The sequence below is a fragment of the Aquiluna sp. Uisw_065 genome (assembly GCF_047731275.1).
Lineage (GTDB): Bacteria > Actinomycetota > Actinomycetes > Actinomycetales > Microbacteriaceae > Aquiluna.
The window spans coordinates 528491-545433 of the sequence record NZ_CP159836.1; the positions used below are offsets into that span (position 1 = coordinate 528491).

The 16943-nt window shown below is 51.6% G+C and carries 14 protein-coding genes and 3 pseudogenes; 16 read left to right on the forward strand and 1 reads right to left on the reverse strand.

All coding sequences use genetic code 11. From position 1 onward, the window contains the following. The first annotated feature begins 56 nt into the window (after positions 1 to 56). From ABXT50_RS02645 to dnaE, 16 genes and pseudogenes are all read left to right on the forward strand, one after another. The gene (locus ABXT50_RS02645) at positions 57 to 608 is read left to right on the forward strand and encodes a Mur ligase family protein (protein ID WP_415274625.1); all 552 of its coding nucleotides are present in this window, start codon (positions 57 to 59) and stop codon (positions 606 to 608) included. Continuing rightward, entirely contained in the window at positions 605 to 1135 is a 531-nt protein-coding gene (locus tag ABXT50_RS02650; RefSeq protein WP_415274626.1) for a glutamate ligase domain-containing protein, read from the forward strand. Before ABXT50_RS02645 ends, ABXT50_RS02650 begins: the two co-directional genes overlap by 4 nt. Continuing rightward, positions 1132 to 2235 carry a phospho-N-acetylmuramoyl-pentapeptide-transferase gene (gene mraY, locus ABXT50_RS02655; RefSeq protein ID WP_415274627.1) on the forward strand — a complete coding sequence of 368 codons (1104 nt, stop codon included), beginning with the start codon at positions 1132 to 1134 and terminating at the stop codon, positions 2233 to 2235. The genes ABXT50_RS02650 and mraY overlap by 4 nt, the downstream gene beginning before the upstream one ends. Then, positions 2217 to 3671, forward strand: coding sequence for a UDP-N-acetylmuramoyl-L-alanine--D-glutamate ligase (murD, locus tag ABXT50_RS02660; protein ID WP_415274628.1), 1455 nt, complete (start codon positions 2217 to 2219; stop codon positions 3669 to 3671). Before mraY ends, murD begins: the two co-directional genes overlap by 19 nt. Further along, a complete protein-coding gene (locus tag ABXT50_RS02665) occupies positions 3668 to 4819 on the forward strand; it encodes an FtsW/RodA/SpoVE family cell cycle protein (protein WP_415274629.1) in 1152 nt (383 codons plus the stop codon). Before murD ends, ABXT50_RS02665 begins: the two co-directional genes overlap by 4 nt. Then, positions 4816 to 5894 (forward strand): annotated as a pseudogene (gene murG, locus ABXT50_RS02670) (undecaprenyldiphospho-muramoylpentapeptide beta-N-acetylglucosaminyltransferase). Before ABXT50_RS02665 ends, murG begins: the two are co-directional and overlap by 4 nt. Further along, positions 5887 to 7274 (forward strand): annotated as a pseudogene (gene murC / locus ABXT50_RS02675) (UDP-N-acetylmuramate--L-alanine ligase). Before murG ends, murC begins: the two co-directional pseudogenes overlap by 8 nt. Beyond that, entirely contained in the window at positions 7275 to 8048 is a 774-nt protein-coding gene (locus ABXT50_RS02680) for an FtsQ-type POTRA domain-containing protein (protein ID WP_415274630.1), read from the forward strand. 139 nt (positions 8049 to 8187) lie between these two features. Next, on the forward strand, positions 8188 to 9372 hold the full coding sequence (gene ftsZ / locus ABXT50_RS02685) for a cell division protein FtsZ (protein ID WP_415274631.1): 1185 nt from the start codon (positions 8188 to 8190) through the stop codon (positions 9370 to 9372). Continuing rightward, positions 9369 to 10061, forward strand: coding sequence for a YggS family pyridoxal phosphate-dependent enzyme (locus ABXT50_RS02690; RefSeq protein WP_415274632.1), 693 nt, complete (start codon positions 9369 to 9371; stop codon positions 10059 to 10061). Before ftsZ ends, ABXT50_RS02690 begins: the two co-directional genes overlap by 4 nt. Before the next feature lie 29 nt (positions 10062 to 10090). Continuing rightward, complete coding sequence (locus tag ABXT50_RS02695) at positions 10091 to 10480, forward strand: cell division protein SepF (RefSeq protein WP_415274633.1); 390 nt, start codon at positions 10091 to 10093, stop codon at positions 10478 to 10480. Between the two features lie 4 nt (positions 10481 to 10484). After that, positions 10485 to 10769: a YggT family protein gene (locus tag ABXT50_RS02700; protein ID WP_415274634.1), complete on the forward strand. Its 285-nt coding sequence runs from the start codon at positions 10485 to 10487 to the stop codon at positions 10767 to 10769. Between the two features lie 56 nt (positions 10770 to 10825). Further along, positions 10826 to 11467 (forward strand): DivIVA domain-containing protein, encoded by a 642-nt coding sequence (locus tag ABXT50_RS02705; protein WP_415274635.1) that lies wholly within the window; start codon positions 10826 to 10828, stop codon positions 11465 to 11467. Beyond that, a complete protein-coding gene (gene lspA / locus ABXT50_RS02710; protein WP_415274636.1) occupies positions 11454 to 11954 on the forward strand; it encodes a signal peptidase II in 501 nt (166 codons plus the stop codon). Before ABXT50_RS02705 ends, lspA begins: the two co-directional genes overlap by 14 nt. Then, positions 11944 to 12879: an RluA family pseudouridine synthase gene (locus ABXT50_RS02715; protein WP_415274637.1), complete on the forward strand. Its 936-nt coding sequence runs from the start codon at positions 11944 to 11946 to the stop codon at positions 12877 to 12879. The genes lspA and ABXT50_RS02715 overlap by 11 nt, the downstream gene beginning before the upstream one ends. A gap of 26 nt (positions 12880 to 12905) precedes the next feature. Then, positions 12906 to 16396, forward strand: a pseudogene (gene dnaE / locus ABXT50_RS02720) (DNA polymerase III subunit alpha). On the opposite strand, the gene ABXT50_RS02725 reads toward dnaE, so the two are convergent. Then, a complete protein-coding gene (locus ABXT50_RS02725; protein ID WP_415274638.1) occupies positions 16393 to 16917 on the reverse strand; it encodes a flavin reductase family protein in 525 nt (174 codons plus the stop codon). The pseudogene dnaE and the gene ABXT50_RS02725 sit on opposite strands and share 4 nt — an antisense overlap. Between the last annotated feature and the right edge of the window lie 26 nt (positions 16918 to 16943).

A 16943-nucleotide genomic window follows, 5' to 3' on the forward strand; every position in this document is an offset into this window, starting at 1 on the left:
CCGTTGAGGCTCTGAGTGCATTGGCGGCGGATGTGCTTGCTAGGGTTCGATCCCGTGTGTCTTTGACTGTCATAGGTATCACTGGGTCAAATGGAAAGACTTCCACTAAAAACATGCTTGCCGAGATCTTGAAGCCGGTCGCGCCAACTGTTGCCCCAAAGGGTTCGTATAACAACAAAGTTGGCCTTCCAACCACGGTCTTGAGAATTGATTTTGACACTCGTTACTTAGTACTTGAGTACGGGGCTGCCGGACCCGGATCTATTTCTAAGCTTGCAGAATGGTCTAAACCGGATCTCTCGGTAATACTGAAAGTGGGCTTGGCTCATGCGGGTGTGTTTGGCGGAATAGAGGAGACCGCCAAAATCAAGGCAGAGTTGGTCCAACACACTTCGAAACATGTGGTCCTGAATTTCGACGACCCTATTGTCAGGGATTATCGGCCCGCAGCTGGGGTAAGTTTTTCCGGTTTCGGCTTTGATTCTTCGGCCAACACTCGAATCACTGATACCGATATTTCACTCGAGGGCACCGTCGTGAATCTTCAAATTGGCAAGTCCGATTCGGAAGTGCTTCGACTCAATATCTGGGCGAGCACCAGGCCATGAATGCCGCGGCTGCCCTAGAGGTTTCGGAATTTCTCGGGTTAGACCGAGTGCAAAGCTTTGAGGCCCTCGAGAAAATGGAACTTGCTGAGCGCTGGCGAATGCAGCTCACGAAGACAACCGAGGGCATTTACGTTATAAACGATGCCTACAACGCCTCGCCGGATTCCATGAGGGCCGCTCTCCAGACCCTTGCGACCATCGGTCGCAGTGGGCATCGAACCATAGCGGTCTTGGGTTCGATGGCAGAGCTTGGTGAAATTTCTGACCAGGAGCACCGCAGTCTTGGATTGTTGCTGGTTCGATACAACATTGACAAACTAATTGTTGTTGGCCACGATGCCAAAATTCTGCATCTATCGGCAACTGCCGAGGGAAGCTGGGATGGCGAATCTGAGTTCTTTGGCTCCGTCGATGCTGCTTTGCCGGCGATTCGTGGAATGCTATTGTCAGGCGACGTGGTCTTGGTGAAATCTAGCAACGTTTCTGGACTTAGATTTCTGGGCGATGATTTGGCGGGTGTCACATGAGAGCATTGCTAGCCGCCGGGGGTATCTCGCTATTTATCTCACTCTTTGCAACCCCAGCTTTTATCGCGTTATTTAGGTCACTTAATTGGGGTCAATTCATTCGTGACGATGGTCCTGAAGCTCATCACACTAAACGCGGCACCCCAACAATGGGCGGCATAGTTATTTTGTTCGCGGCAGTTGCCGGGTACTTCACTGCAAAGCTAATAAACGGTGAGACACCTTCTGCTTCGGCTCTATTGGTTCTTTTCATGATGGTGGGTTTGGGTCTCATCGGTTTCATTGACGATTACCTAAAGGTAAAGAATCAGCGCAGCCTAGGGCTTGGCGGCTGGGCGAAGATTGGTGGACAGGGGATTGTTGCAGTCGCATTTGCAATACTGGCCCTCCAGTTTCCAGATGAAAAGGGTTTGACTCCCGCGTCAACATCAATTTCACTATTCCGTGACCTGCCGCTGGACTTGTTTTTTTGGGGCAGCTTCATAGGGATGGCTCTTTTCATCGGGTGGGTTTATTTGCTTGTCGCCTCGGCATCGAACGGAGTGAACATTGCCGATGGCCTCGATGGACTTGCTTCGGGATCCCTAGTTATTTCGATGGGCGCCTATGTTGTGATCGGCTTTTGGCAATTCAACCAAAGCTGCGCAACCGTGACTCAGAACCTCGCCTCATGCTATCAAGTTCGTGACCCACTGGATCTCGCAGTGGTAGCCACTGCCATAGTGGGCGCCTGCATCGGTTTTCTCTGGTGGAACACCTCGCCAGCGCAGATTTTCATGGGGGATACCGGTTCGTTAGGCCTCGGAGGCGGATTGGCGGCACTCGCCATTGTTTCTAGAACCGAGCTGCTGTTGGTTCTAATCGGTGGAATCTTCGTAATAGTCACCGGTTCAGTAGTTATTCAGAGAGTGTTTTTCAAAATAACCAAGAGGCGAACCGGCGTGGGCAAGAGGGTCTTTCTAATGTCCCCTTTGCATCATCATTTTGAGCTCAAGGGTTGGGCGGAAATCACTGTGGTGGTTAGGTTTTGGATAATCGGGGCACTGTGCGTGGTCTCCGGAGTGGGCCTGTTTTACTTTGAATGGATCTACGGAATATGATGCTGCCTGATTCCTGGCACGGTTCGTGGTCTGGCCTTAAGGCAGTAGTCATCGGTCTAGGTAAGTCGGGGTTTTCGGTTGCAGACACTCTGGTTGAGCTGGGAGTGCAGACTGCCGTTGCTGGAAAGGCAGCGAAACCGGAGCTTGCGGACTTGGTGGAGGTCATTGGGTCCAAATTTTACGCGTCCGAGTCTCCAGAAGTTCTATCCGAACTCGGATTTCGGCCGGATTTTGCAGTTGTTTCGCCCGGTTTCAGCCCCCGCCATCCGCTAGTAGTCGAGCTCGAAAAAAAGGGAATTCTTGTTATTGGCGACATCGAGCTAGCGTGGCGGCTTCGCGATAAGCACGACGTGGTTGCCAAGTGGATCGGTGTGACGGGGACCAATGGAAAAACAACCACTAGTGAAATGACCACGGCGATGTTGCTGGCGTCTGGCAAAAGAGTACTTGCCTGCGGAAATATTGGAGTTCCAATCCTCGATGCCATAAGAGACCCGGTTGGCTTTGACTACCTTGTCGTGGAGCTTTCCAGCTTCCAGCTTCATTACTTGGGGCAGATTTCTCTTCATATCGCCGCTTTTTTGAACATCGCCGAGGATCACCTCGACTGGCACGGTGACTTTGACAGCTACTTGGCGGCAAAGGCCAAGATTTATCAGAACGCCGTGGAATTTATCGTTTTCAACGAGCAGGACCCCAGGACGCTTCAGGCTGCTCAGCAGGCAGAGGTTACTGACGGCTGCAGGGCGGTTAGTTTTAGTCTCGGGGCGCCCGCTATGTCTTCGGTTGGTTACGTTGAGGAATTTCTTGTTGACAGGGCATTCTTAAGTGATCGAGCCAATACGGCTCTTGAACTTTCTGAAATTGCTGACATCGAGCAGATTTCACCTGCCTCAAGTCACCTGCTGGCGAATGCGGCAGCGGCAGCGACGATTGCCAGGGCCTGTGGGGTTGAGCCGAGCTTCATCAAAGAGGCTATTGGGTCTTTCAAGCTGGCACCCCATCGTGCGCAATTTTTAGGACAGCTAGATCAAGTGCGCTTCGTCAACGACTCCAAGGCTACAAACGCACATGCCGCTGAAGCTTCGTTGGGGGCTTCTGAATCAATTATCTGGATCCTCGGCGGTTTGCTAAAAGGGGTAGATCCAGAGCCGTTGATCATGCGACATGGAGCTAAGCTTCGCGGAGTTGTGCTGCTCGGTGCCGAAACCGAATTACTCGAAGGACTCTTCAGATCGCATTTGCCGGCTGTACCGGTTTTCTTGGCAGCAAAGGATGACCCAATGGGCTCTGCTGTTCGGTTAGCGGTTGAAATTTCTAAGCCTGGGGATACTGTTCTGCTAGCCCCTATGGCCGCGTCCATGGACCAATTTCTCGACTACGCCGAGCGCGGCGAGAAATTCGTCGATGCGGTCAGAAAGCTGGGCGCGAAATGACCGATTTGAAACAGATGACCACTCAGTCTTTTCGCGCACAGTCCAGACAGTTTTATCTACTGCTTGGCCTGACTATCTTGACCGTGCTATTCGGTTTAGCAATGGTTGCAAGTGCCTCGGCGGTGGATAGCTTTAAGGAAACCGCCAATGCCGGGAGTACTTTTCTAAGACAGGGCATGTTCGCAATCATCGGCATGGTCCTCATGTTTATAGTTGCGAACCTCCCAGTTGGGCTACTTCGCCGAACGAGCTTGGTGGCTCTTTACATAACCTTGTCTTTGCAGTTGGTGACTGTTTTGTTTGGAGTTGAGATAAACGGCAACCGAAACTGGCTAGATATCGGTTTCACTAACATTCAGCCCTCTGAGTTTTTGAAGCTTGGGTTGATTCTGGCATTCGCTAATCAGCTGGCGCAGTTGACAGATGATCCCCTTAGAAATCGTCAAATCTGGGCTCGCGTCTTCATGTTCTCAGCTGTGGCTTTAATGCTAGTGGCAGTGCTGGGTAAGGACTTGGGCACGGGTGTTGTCATGGCCGTAACCCTTATCGGGCTTTTTCTAATAGCAGGTATGCCCTGGGCATATTTCCTCGGAATAGCGCTTGCCGGAGTGATAGCTGCTTTCGCACTGGTAATGGCAACTCCCTCACGACTTATACGCTTCACCGCTTGGCTCAATCCCGGGGCTGCCGACCCAATGGGCGTTATGTGGCAGTACGAAAAAGGCACCTGGGCTCTGGCATCGGGGGGTATCTGGGGGACGGGACTGGGTCGCTCTAAGCTCAAGTGGAGCTGGATTCCGGAAGTTGAGAATGACTTTATCTTTGCGGTAATCGGCGAAGAACTTGGGCTCATCGGCGCTTTATTTGTCGTGCTTCTATTCTTCGCTCTGGGGCTCACCATGTTCTCGATTGCGAAGCACCAGAACAATGCCTTTAGCCGAAACTTAGTTGTTGGAGTGATGCTTTGGGTGGTTTTTCAGGCTTTTATTAACATTTCTGTTGTTCTTGGATTATTGCCAGTCTTGGGGGTTCCGCTGCCCCTTATTTCGGCTGGTGGCTCCTCCTTGATTGCCACTTTGGCTGGCATTGGAGTAGTGCTGGCTGTGGAGCGCGATCGAACACTCAAACTTGGCCGGAGAAACATATGAGCAAGTTTTTATTGGCCGGTGGCGGCACCGGAGGGCACGTGAATCCCTTACTTGCTCTGGGTGAGCATCTTCGGAAGCAGAAACACGAGGTAATTGCGCTCGGCACTAAAGAGGGTCTCGAATCTAGGTTGGTTCCTAACCGCGGATTTGAGCTGATTACCATCCCCAGGCTTCCGCTGCCCAGAAGGCTGTCCTTCGGTAGTTTTAGTTATCCGTTTCGGCTATTACTTGCAAGCTTGCAAGTCGCCCGAGTAATTAGAGTGCGCGAGATTGACTGCGTTGTTGGTTTTGGTGGGTACGCCTCGGCACCCGCTTACTTGGCGGCTTGGTTTACTAGAACAACGCTGGTAGTTCACGAGGCGAACGCTCTGGCGGGTTTTGCTAATAAATTAGGGGCGAGGCTCACTAAGTGGGTGGCCGTAACCTTTCCAAACAGTAATCTGCAGGGCGCGCGGGTTACTGGAATGCCGATTCGTGAGGAGATAGTGGCTTCTGTTTCGTCTTACAATCAGCAGCAAGCAAGAATTGAGCTCGGTTTAGATCCGATGTTGCCGACCCTCCTGGTCACGGGGGGCTCGTTGGGGGCAAAGAGCATTAATGACTCAATCGCTGCCAGCCTGGACAAACTAAATGCGGCAGGCATCCAAGTCCTGCACATAGTTGGAGACAGGGCAAATCTCGAGGATATTCTAAGGCTGGTTATAGCCGCATGGCCTATTGCAAGGCGATGGATGTTGCTATTTCGGCGAGTGACTTTGCTGTCTCTAGGGCCGGGGCTTCAACGGTTTCGGAGTTTGCGGCGACCGGGTTACCGGCTCTATACATCCCGTATCCGGTGGGTAACGGCGAACAGCGCCTAAATGCGGCCTCCATTGTTGAGGCAGGCGGGGGTCTGTTAATCGACGATTCAGAATTTAATTCCGATTACGTGTCCAGCACCTTAATCCCACTTATTTCTCATAAGAAGGGGCTTATTCAAATGTCTAAGGCTGCAAAATCCCAGGCCATTATTGATGCGACAGAGCGGCTTGCAGAATTTGTTCTAGAAGCCATGGATACTAATACTCGTGATTAAGCCAGACTTCAGCCAGTCCATCCCTGATGACTTGGGAACCGTTCACTTCATAGGAATAGGTGGTTCCGGCATGTCTGGCATCGCCAGGTTGCTTGTTCAGATGGGCTCGCGGGTCACTGGTTCAGATGTTAGAACCAGCCCAAATATCGACTCCCTTGAGAATCTCGGTGTGCCAATCACGATTGGGCATGATGCTTCAAATTTGGGCGCAGCTGACACCGTAGTGGTCACCTCCGCGCTGTGGGAAACAAATCCGGAACTGTTAGCGGCGATAGAGAAGGGCTTGCCGGTGCTTCATAGATCGGCGCTGCTTGCCCATCTGGCGTCTAAGTCTTCATTGATCGCGGTCGCCGGCGCCCACGGAAAGACGACTTCTACGGGAATGGTTGTCACCGCCCTATCAAGACTCGGCGCTGACCCTAGCTTCGTAAACGGCGGGGTAATAAAGATATTGGCGTATCCAGCGGCTTTGGCGGCGGGCAGCAGTTTGTGATTGAGGCAGATGAGTCTGACAGCAGTTTTTTGCACTACAAAACGGCAATTGCCCTAATAACAAATGTGGATCCCGACCACCTAGACCACTTCGGCTCGTTAGAGGCTTTTCAAAAAGAGTTTGTTCGTTTCGCCGAAGCTGCTAGTGAATTTGTCGTTATTTCCGCCGACGATATCGGTGCGGTAGAAGTTACAAAAATGATTCAGGACAAAAAAATAATAAGTTTCGGGGTCTCTGATCGCGCTGATCTCAAAATTAGCTCCCTAGACGCTTCCGGCGCGAAGGTTAGCTTTAGCCTTAGTTACCGAGATCAGAGTGCCGAAGCCGTGCTAAAGATTCCAGGGGAGCACAACGCGCAAAATGCTGCCGGTGCCGTTGCTGTTCTTCTAGGACTTGGATTTCCGCTGGATGAGTCGCTTGCTGCAATAGCCACTTTTGGGGGCACGGATCGCCGGTTCCAACTGCATGGAGATCGGCGCGGGGTTAGCGTTTATGATGACTTCGCTCATCACCCGACCGAGGTTGCAGCCGCCCTTCGAGCGGCTAAGGCCAGCGTTGGCGAGGGTCGATTGATTACTGTTTTCCAGCCGCACCTTTACAGTCGAACTCGCATTTTTTATAAGGAGTTTGCCGAGGCACTTAAAATCAGCGATTTTTCATTGGTCACTTCTATTTATGCCGCCAGGGAAGATCCGGAGCCGGGTGTGACTGCCGAGCTAATAACGAATGCGGCTAGCGCCACGCCAGGAATCAGGCTGGTTAGTAATTGGGACGATGTTCCCGCGGCAGCCGCCGCGATAGCAATGCCCGGCGACTTCATAATCACCATGGGTTGCGGTGACATCTACAAAATGGTGCCTGCGCTACTTGATGCACTGGAGACCTAATTGAGGCGTCCTGAGCGCGAGCTACTAGGCCAAGAGCGTAGGCGAATCCGGGGCGTAAAGACCCCTGGCAAACGCAGCAGGCTAGGAGCGTTTGGGATATGGGGGAGAATCCTGACAGTAGTGGGCCCAGTTTCCTTGACTGCAGTTGTCTTGGCTAGTTTCTTCACTCCCATGCTCGCGGTTGAGAAAATCGAATTCGTTGGAAACGAACGAATAGCAGCCGCAGATCTGGAGTCAGCGCTATCGGCTCTCTACGACAGGCCAATGACAACCATTAGCGACGATGAAATTGCGAAACTCTTGAGTGGGTTTTCGCTAATCGAAACTTTTACTTCGCAGGCTCAACCTCCCCACACTCTTCGCGTCAACATAAGAGAACGCCAGCCAATTTTGATACTTGTCCGATCGGGACAGAACTACCTTTATGACGCAGCAGGCGTGCAGATAGCGGCCTCCGAAGAAACCTCGAAGTATCCATTTCTAGTGTTTGATGGCAACCCAATAGAAAGCCCACGATTCTCGACCGCGGTGAAGGTGCTGTTTTCACTGCCTTTAGAGACCTACAGCCACGTATTTTCAATCGAAGTTTCCGAATCCCTGACCACTAAGCTCGTGCTTCGGGAGGGTAACCTCACTGTTTTTTGGGGCTCCGCAGAAGAGGGCCTTTTGAAGTCGGAAGTGCTGGAGTCGCTTTTGGCAACCGGAGTAAAGGACGCGCTCACAATTGACGTGAGTTCACCCAATTCCCCAGTGGTCCAATACCCGAATTCGTAGGCGTAATCTTCGTTTCCGACACGCCAGAGCGCTTCGCGCCGAATCGGGGGGTAACAGCCTAATTTTTACGGGCAAAATGAATACCCTGCCAAAAGCTAAGCCTCAGCCTTAGCTTGAGGGTTTTCACAAGGAGGCAGAATTGTCAGAGATCCCTAACTACCAGGCCGTTATCAAAGTTGTTGGCGTTGGCGGCGGCGGCGTTAATGCTCTGAACCGGATGGTCCAGTCTGGTTTGCGAGGCGTCGAGTTTGTTGCAATCAACACCGATGCTCAGGCACTTCTTATGAGCGATGCAGACGTAAAGCTAGACATTGGCCGCGACATAACTCGTGGACTCGGTGCAGGAGCGGACCCAGAAGTTGGCCGCCGAGCAGCCGAAGAGCACGAGAGCGAGATCGAGGCAGCTCTCAAGGGTGCTGACATGGTGTTTGTCACCGCTGGAGAAGGCGGAGGAACCGGAACCGGTGGAGCGCCGGTCGTGGCAAGAATAGCCAAGCGACTCGGTGCATTGACAGTTGGAGTAGTAACCCGTCCGTTTAATTTCGAGGGTAAAAGAAGAGCTGTTCAGGCGGATGAAGGTATCAGCGCCCTTCGCGAAGAAGTCGACACTCTGATTGTGGTTCCAAACCAACGCCTACTGGAAATGACCAACAAGAAAATTTCTGCCCTTGAGGCTTTTATGACCGCGGACGATGTCTTGCGAGCCGGCGTACAGGGCATTAGCGATCTAATCGTGGTGCCAGGCCTAATAAACCTTGACTTCAACGACGTGAAGTCCGTCATGCAGGGCGCCGGAAGTGCTCTTATGGGAATTGGAACGGCTAAGGGCGAAGATCGCGCCGTTAGAGCCGCTGAGATCGCAGTTTCTTCGCCGCTTTTGGAGGCGACCATCGAAGGTGCTCACGGAGTCTTGCTTCTAATTCAGGGAGCTTCGGACTTGGGTCTTCACGAAATTGACGATGCGGCCAGACTGGTTCAAGAAGCAGTTCACCCAGAAGCCAATATCATCTTCGGCGCAACTATCGAGGACACACTGGGCGACGAGGTCAGAGTTACTGTCATCGCGGCCGGCTTTGATGGTGGCGAGCCTACGTACCGCAAGTTTGAGGCGAGCGCCTTGGGTGTTGCAGCCTTAGCCGCGGCCTCCGAGGCCGCAACTGCATCTTCTGGGGTGCAGGCGGACCAAGGATTGGAAATCGAAGAGGTGGCTGTACCGAGCTTTGAGTTTAGTGACGACTCAGAAGAGGCTGCAGAGGTCAAGCAGAAAGTCTCTACCCCTGGATACTTTGGAGACGACCTGGACCTGCCTGAATTCTTCCGTTGAGCCAACTAGCGACACGTTATAGAGACGTTCAGGACCGGATTTCGGCGGCAGCTTTGTCGTCTGGACGTCAGGCTTCAGAAGTAGAGTTAATAGTTATTACAAAGACTCATCCGACCCTTGTCGTTGCTGAACTTGCAGATCTGGGTCACCGCAGTTTTGGTGAAAATAGAGACCAAGAGGCAAAGCCCAAGGCACTTGAACTTGATAGCTTGCGGCCAGATTCCAGTTTCGATTGGCATTTTGTGGGACAATTACAGTCGAATAAAGTAAAAAGCGCAATGAGTTATGCCAAAACAATCCATTCGCTAGATAGGTCAAGCTTGCTCAAGGAAATAGCAAAGCAACTTGCAGCAGGCGACGCTCAAATTGATTGCTATATCGAGCTGAATTTGACCGAGGATCTAAACCGCGGTGGTCTAGACCCTTCGATGATCAAGCAGTTTGCGGAGTCGGCTCTAGCGGTTCCCGGGCTGAATTTACTCGGGGTAATGGCGGTTGCCGGTTTAGATGTCGACCCGAGGGTCGATTTTGAAAAAGTCATTCGGGTAAGCCGTGAACTTAGGGAAATTGCACCGGACGCCAAAGCCTTATCGATTGGAATGAGCGCTGATTACGAAGTTGCGATTGAACTTGGCGCGACACACGTTCGGATTGGCAGCGCAATTACCGGTCCGCGCGGAAACAACTAATAGTCTTTAGATAACTTTAGGAGTAGCAAATGGGCATTCTCAGTTCGACGATGAATTACTTTGGCTTCGGAAGCGCAGAGAGCGCTAAGCCGGAGTCGGCGAAGCCACGGGCAAGCGCTCCTCGGCCACGTCGCACCTCAGACATGTCTGAAATCATTACGCTTGAGCCTCAAACATACGCGGACGCCAAAGAGGTTGCGTCGCACTTCCGCACCGGAGTGCCAGTAATTGTGAACATTGGGGCCATGAGCGAAGCCGACGCAAAACAAATGCGTGACTTCATGTTGGGACTAAAAGAGGGTCTAGAAGGCCACCTTCGACGAGTCACCCCGAAGGTTTTTCTGCTGAGCCCATCTCACGTGATCGTGTCTGACGCCGAATCCAGTTCTTCGGATTCGGTCAATATGGACATTTCCTAAAGGCATGTCAATAATTGGACTCACTCTTTACTGGGTGCTACAGCTGTTTTTCTACGCGATGATCATCCGCTTCATAGCTGAGCTTGTGATGAGCGTTAATCGAAGCTGGAGGCCCAAGGGTCTTTTGTTGCCAGTATTCGACCTTTGTTACTCCGTTACCGATCCACCTCTAAAGTTTGCCAGACGCTTCATTCCTCCTCTGAGGCTCGGCCCAATATCTCTTGATTTGGCTTGGACCGTGCTGTTGATTGCGGTACTAATTCTTCAGAGCTTTGCAAGAGGGCTCTAACTGCCAATAACATAGGGGCAGTTCATCGAGTCTAAAAATTTAGAAGAGGTTTAAACATGGCGCTGTTGCCCGAGGACATTCTCAGCAAGAGATTTCTAACTACTAAGTTCCGCGAGGGCTATGACCAGGACGAGGTCGATGACTTCCTAGACGAAGTAGTTCTTGAGTTTCGTCGTGTCGTCACAGAAAACCAGGACCTAAAGGCAGGCGGTAGCGAGTCGGGTCCTTCCCTTTCCGCACCCGCTAAGGCGGTGCCTTTTCCTGAAGCGACCAATCCTGTCTCGGACGGCTCACTAGAAGGCACGGATTCCTCCAAAAGCATTATTGAATTGGCTCAGAAGCTGCACGAGGACCACGTTCGAGACGGTCAGGTAAAGCGCGATCAGCTGGTTCGAGACGGTCAAGAGCAAGCTGCCAGGCTTATTAGAGACGCTGATGCTGAATCTCGAGAGGTACTCGGAAAGCTTGAGATCGAGCGAAAGCAGGTTCTCGAGGCAATTGAGGAACTGAAACTCTTTGAGGCAGATTACCGAGAGCAGCTCCGTCGCTACATCGAAGACCAATTAGAACAACTAACTCGCGAAGAGGGATCCGCGATGGTTACCTCCGTCGAAGAAGTGAGCTACCCAGACTCTCCGGTTGAGTCGGAAAATTTGAATCAAAAGGAAGTTGACGATTCCGAGGGTGACAAGATCTAAGGGCGGAGCCAGGAAATTATTCATATTCCTTGGGACCGCTTTTAGCATTGTTGCAATCGACCAAGCCACGAAATTTTGGGCCGAAGCAAACCTAACGAACCAATCGGTTCAAGTAATCGGAGATCTTCTGAGGTTCCGGCTTGCCTACAATGATGCGGCCGCGTTTTCACTGGGAGTCGGGGCAACTTGGGTGCTAACTCTCATCTCTACAGTGGCTGTAACAGCCATGCTTATTTATGGTCCGCGCATAAAGACAAGTTATTGGGCACTAATAGGCGGCTTCATTCTCGGGGGAGCAGCGGGTAATTGGATCGATCGGGCATTCAAGGCTCCAGAGTTTTTCAACGGCCACGTGGTTGATTTCATACAGGTTCCCTTTAATTTCGCGATTTTCAATTTGGCAGACACTTTTTTAGTTGTCGGTGTGATCTTGGCAGTAATACAAACAGTTCGCGGAGACGAAATAGGTGGCGGACGTGCAGTCTAAATTGCTTCCTGTCCCGCCGGATATGGCGGGCTCTAGGGCCGATTCCGGGATAGCTAAAATGTTGGGTATTTCCCGCAGTCACGTCGCCGAACTCATCGCGGCTGGCGCAGTGAGTCAAAATGGAAGTCCGGTTGCAAAGTCCGATCGGTTAGTGGCGGATGCCGTTCTGGAGGTTTTCCTTGAGGAAGTCTCCAGGGAGATCTCGGTGCAGCCAGAAGACGTAAAAGAGCTAAAGATTATTTTTCAAGACGAACACATAGTTGTCATTGACAAGCCATCTGGCGTCGTTTCGCACCCTTCTCAGGGGTTTATCGGGCCGTCGGTGCCAGGTGTTCTGATGGCCAGAGGTATCCAGTTGAGCACCTCGGGTGCTCAAGAGCGTCAAGGTATTGTTCAGCGGCTTGATGTTGGCACCAGTGGCCTTATGGTGCTGGCGAAATCCGAAATGTCATATTCGGTTCTAAAGCAGGCGTTTCGTGACCGAATCGTAAAAAAGACCTATCACGCGTTAGTGCAAGGGCACCCTGAGCCGTCCCGTGGGACTATTGATACGCCAATTGGTCGTAGCACTAAACATGACTACAAGTTCACTATTTCGGCTGCTGGCAAGCCTGCAGTGACTCATTACGAGACCATTGAGGTTCTTCCTGCCGCCGCGTTGATGAAGGTCGGTCTCGAAACAGGACGAACTCACCAAATTAGAGTTCATTTCTCTCATTTTCGCCACCCTTTGGTCGGAGACCCTCTCTACGGCTCTGATCCGAAGCTGGCCGCATCTCTTGATCTAAATCGACAGTGGTTGCACGCAAAGAGGCTCGGCTTTGATCACCCGGCGACCGGCGAATTTGTGGAATTCGAAAGTGAATATCCAATTGATTTAGAAATCGCCCTCAATCGCCTTCGTGATGTCGACTTTCGCCTCTAACATGGGGGCTCTAAGAAAGGTGGAAAATGTCTGATAAGTCATTCGTCCACCTACATAATCATTCCGAATATTCAATGCTAGATGGAGCCGCTCGCATAAAGCAGCTTGTAGCAAAGGCAGCCGAACTCGGAATGCCAGCCATTGCAATTACCGACCACGGAAACAATCACGGTGCGTATGAATTTTGGAAACAAGCTAAAGCGCACGACATAACCCCGGTTATTGGCATCGAGGCCTATCTGGCGCCCGGCAGTAGAAAAGACAAGACCCGTGTTCGTTGGGGTGATGGCGGCGGAGATGATGTTTCTGGTGGTGGCGCATACAGCCACCTGACTATGTGGGCCACAAATAACGACTCCATGCAGAATTTATTTCGACTCTCCTCAGAGGCTTATCTTTCTGGCTACTATTTCAAGCCGCGCATGGACCGCGAACTTCTTTCCAAATTCGGAAAAGGGCTTATCGCGACTACTGGCTGCCCTAGCGGCGAGGTCCAAACCAGGATCAGACTGGGTCAATATCAGGAGGCGTTGGACACGGCGGCGGAATTCCGAGACATTTTCGGCGAAGGTAACTATTTCGTAGAGGTCATGGACCATGGTCTTGAGATCGAAAAAAGAGTGAGAGACGACCTGCTTCGTCTTGCGAAGGACTTGAACCTGCCACTGGTAGCAACAAATGATTTGCACTACACCGAGAAGGAAGACTCAGTTGCTCACGACGCTCTGTTGTGTGTGCAGGTTGGTTCGAATCTCGACGACCCAAATCGCTTCAAGTTCCAGTCCGAGGAGTATTACCTCAAATCCGCTAAGCAAATGAGAGAACTGTTCGCTGAGATTCCGGAGGCAGCTGATAACACGCTTCTGATTGCTGAGCGGAGCGAAATTGATTTTCGAAGCGCGACCTCATGCCGAGATTTCCTGTTCCCGAAGGTCAAACGGAAGCAGGCTTGCTTGAAAAAGAGGTCTGGGAGGGCATGGATACCCGCTTCCCCAGCGGCTACTCGGATGAGCACAAGCGTCAAGCTGCCTACGAGATAGACGTCATAAAATCTATGGGCTTTCCTGGTTATTTCTTGGTAGTTTCTGACTTCATACGCTGGGCACGAGCCCAAGGAATACGGGTCGGTCCCGGTAGAGGCTCTGCGGCTGGATCACTGGCTTCATACGCCCTCGGTATAACTGAGCTTGATCCGCTAAAACACGATCTTATTTTTGAGCGGTTCCTGAATCCAGAGCGTCTTTCCATGCCTGACATCGATGTCGACTTCGACGATCGCCGACGCTCTGAGGTAATCAAGTACGTAACTCAAAAATACGGTGATGATCGAGTAGCACAGATCGTCACCTTTGGCACAATCAAGGCCAAGCAAGCTCTCAAGGATGCCTCTCGAGTAATGGCATTGCCATATTCAGTGGGGGAGCGACTGACAAAGGCAATGCCGCCGATGGTTTTGGGAAGAGATATAGCGCTGAATGATCTGGTGGATCCAGATTCGGAGCGCTACTCCGAGGCGGCAGAGTTTCGGGAAATTATTGAGACCGACCCTCAGAGTCAAGAAGTATTTAAGCTTGCCAAGGGCCTTGAGTCTCTGAAGCGTCAGTGGGGTGTCCATGCGGCTGGGGTAATTATGTCCGCTGAGCCACTCATGGACGTGATACCGATAATGAAGCGCGAGGAAGATGGCGCCATAATCACCCAGTTTGACCAACCCCCTTGCGAAGAGCTTGGTCTTTTGAAAATGGATTTTCTAGGACTAAGAAACCTGACGGTGATAGAGGATTCGCTACGGAACATTTTACAAAACCGAGGCCAGACCGTGGTTTTGGAAAACCTCGACTTGAACTCAGATCAAAATACTTTCGACCTACTGTCTTCCGGCTTTACTCTGGGGGTTTTTCAGCTGGACAGCGACAATATGCGAGCTCTACTGAGGCTCTTGAAGCCCAGTGAGTTCGAACATATTTCAGCCGTCATAGCGCTATATCGTCCGGGACCAATGGGCATGAACTCACACACTAACTACGCGCAGCGAAAAAATGGACTGCAGGAGATTGACGGAATTCACCCGGAGCTAGCTGAACCACTCAAAGAGATTCTTGGCCCAACCTTCGGTCTGATTGTCTATCAAGAACAGGTAATGGCTGCGGCTCAGAAAGTCGCCGGTTACACGCTTGGACAAGCAGATCTTCTTCGAAGGGCAATGGGTAAGAAAAAGCCCGATGAACTGGCTAAGCAATTCGAAATTTTTAGCCAGGGCATGGTTCTCAATAAGTTCTCTAAGCCGGCTATCACTGCCCTCTGGGACACCCTCTTGCCATTTGCCGACTATGCCTTCAACAAGGCGCATTCGGCGGGCTACGGCGTCCTTTCGTACTGGACCGCTTATCTAAAAGCAAACTTTCCCGCTGAATATATGGCGGCGTTGCTAACTTCTGTCGGGGACTCCAAGGACAAGCTGGCTATTTATCTAAACGAGTGCCGCAGGATGGGAATCAAGGTTTTGGCTCCGGATGTCAATGAATCCATTGGGGTTTTTGCAGCCGTCGGGGAAGACATTCGTTTTGGTCTTGAGGCAGTAAGAAACGTCGGTCACAACGTTGTCGAGTCGATCATCCAGGCCCGAAGTGAAAAAGCGTTTAGTGGCTTTGATGACTTTCTGACTCGTGTGGGTCAGCAGGCTGCCACCAAGCGAGTTGTCGAGTCTCTAATCAAAGCAGGTGCATTTGATTCCTTTGGACACACCAGACGCTCACTAACGGCGGTGTTTGAAGAGGCAATTGAAACCGCCAGCGTGAAGCGCAAGCAAACAGCCAATGGCCAAGTGGATCTTTTCGGAGGGGTCCTCGACGATGACCCTTCAGTAGTTCAAGTTCCTGATCTTCCAGAGTGGACTAAGCGAGATCTTCTTGCCAATGAGCGAGATATGCTTGGCCTCTACGTCTCGGACCATCCGCTTGCCGGACAAGAGTCGATGCTGATGCGCAACAGCGACATGGGAACGATCGCCCTCAAGCAGAGCGACATTCAGGACGGGGAGACTGTGACGCTTGCTGGCCTCATCACCCAGGTGCAGCACAAGGTGGCTCGCACGAGCGGAAATCAGTACGGTCAGATAACCCTGGAGGATTTTTCAGGTGAAATTTCCATAATGTTTATGGGCAAGACTTATCTTGCAAACCGAGAGCATTTAGTTGCCGACCAGACTGTTTCAGTCCGTGGAAGAGTGTCTCGCCGCGACGAAGAAATGATGATGCAGGCCTACTCGATAGACATCCTCGACGCCGGACGGGAGCAAGGCGGAGTGTTGAGACTAAAAATCACTGACAGCTTGGCTACCAAGGAGCGTCTGCTGAAGCTTGGAGCAATTCTTGATGCTAATCCTGGACCGTGCGAAGTGCAGGTTAAGTTGGTCGGCGCAACGGACCGCCACTTTATGTTGCCGCAGCGTGTGTCGGTGGGTCATGACCTTTTTGGCGAGCTAAAAGCTCTTCTTGGGACCGATTCAGTTAGTTAGAAATTGTCCTGCAACCGGTCGCCTATCGTGTGATAACCGCGTTGAAAGTAGACAAGCGGCTGTTCGCAGATTCTTGTGACGTGAGCACTCTCTAGGGCCAAAATCACCACAGCATTCGACTCCACTTCAATTTTATTGATCACTCTTGCCATCATTACGCTGGAGGCCTCGGTGAAGATTGGAACCGATTCGGGGCCAATTTCAAAGTCGTCAGCAAGGAATCGGTCTTCTTTAGGCCCGGCTAGCTTCTGAGCCAGGCTCAGTAGCTGAGCATCCAGAGTGTGAACAGCCACGAGCTTCCCAGTTGAGATATGAGGGTAACTGGACGCCCCCTGCGAGATATTGAGGGAAATCAGCGGAGGAGTCGAGCCCAACGAGGTCACGGATGAGGCGGTGAAGCCAATTGGGTTCAGCTCGCTGTCGGCGGCGGTCACCACGGCGATGCCAGTTGCGTGGTTTCGAAAGGCAGCTTTTAGGCCGTCTGGCCCGGAAAGGTCAAAGTAATCATTGTCTATAGTCATGTCGGGATAAGATTAGTTCATCCAGA

What these genes read in the sequence shown, in the direction of transcription:
- ABXT50_RS02650 (WP_415274626.1), top strand. Translation starts at nt 605, where the DNA reads ATGAATGCCGCGGCTGCCCTAGAGGTTTCGGAATTTCTCGGGTTAGAC.
- mraY (WP_415274627.1), top strand. Translation starts at nt 1,132, where the DNA reads ATGAGAGCATTGCTAGCCGCCGGGGGTATCTCGCTATTTATCTCACTC.
- murD (WP_415274628.1), top strand. Translation starts at nt 2,217, where the DNA reads ATGGATCTACGGAATATGATGCTGCCTGATTCCTGGCACGGTTCGTGG.
- ABXT50_RS02665 (WP_415274629.1), top strand. Translation starts at nt 3,668, where the DNA reads ATGACCGATTTGAAACAGATGACCACTCAGTCTTTTCGCGCACAGTCC.
- ABXT50_RS02695 (WP_415274633.1), top strand. Translation starts at nt 10,091, where the DNA reads ATGGGCATTCTCAGTTCGACGATGAATTACTTTGGCTTCGGAAGCGCA.
- ABXT50_RS02700 (WP_415274634.1), top strand. Translation starts at nt 10,485, where the DNA reads ATGTCAATAATTGGACTCACTCTTTACTGGGTGCTACAGCTGTTTTTC.
- ABXT50_RS02705 (WP_415274635.1), top strand. Translation starts at nt 10,826, where the DNA reads ATGGCGCTGTTGCCCGAGGACATTCTCAGCAAGAGATTTCTAACTACT.
- ABXT50_RS02725 (WP_415274638.1), bottom strand. Translation starts at nt 16,917, where the DNA reads ATGACTATAGACAATGATTACTTTGACCTTTCCGGGCCAGACGGCCTA.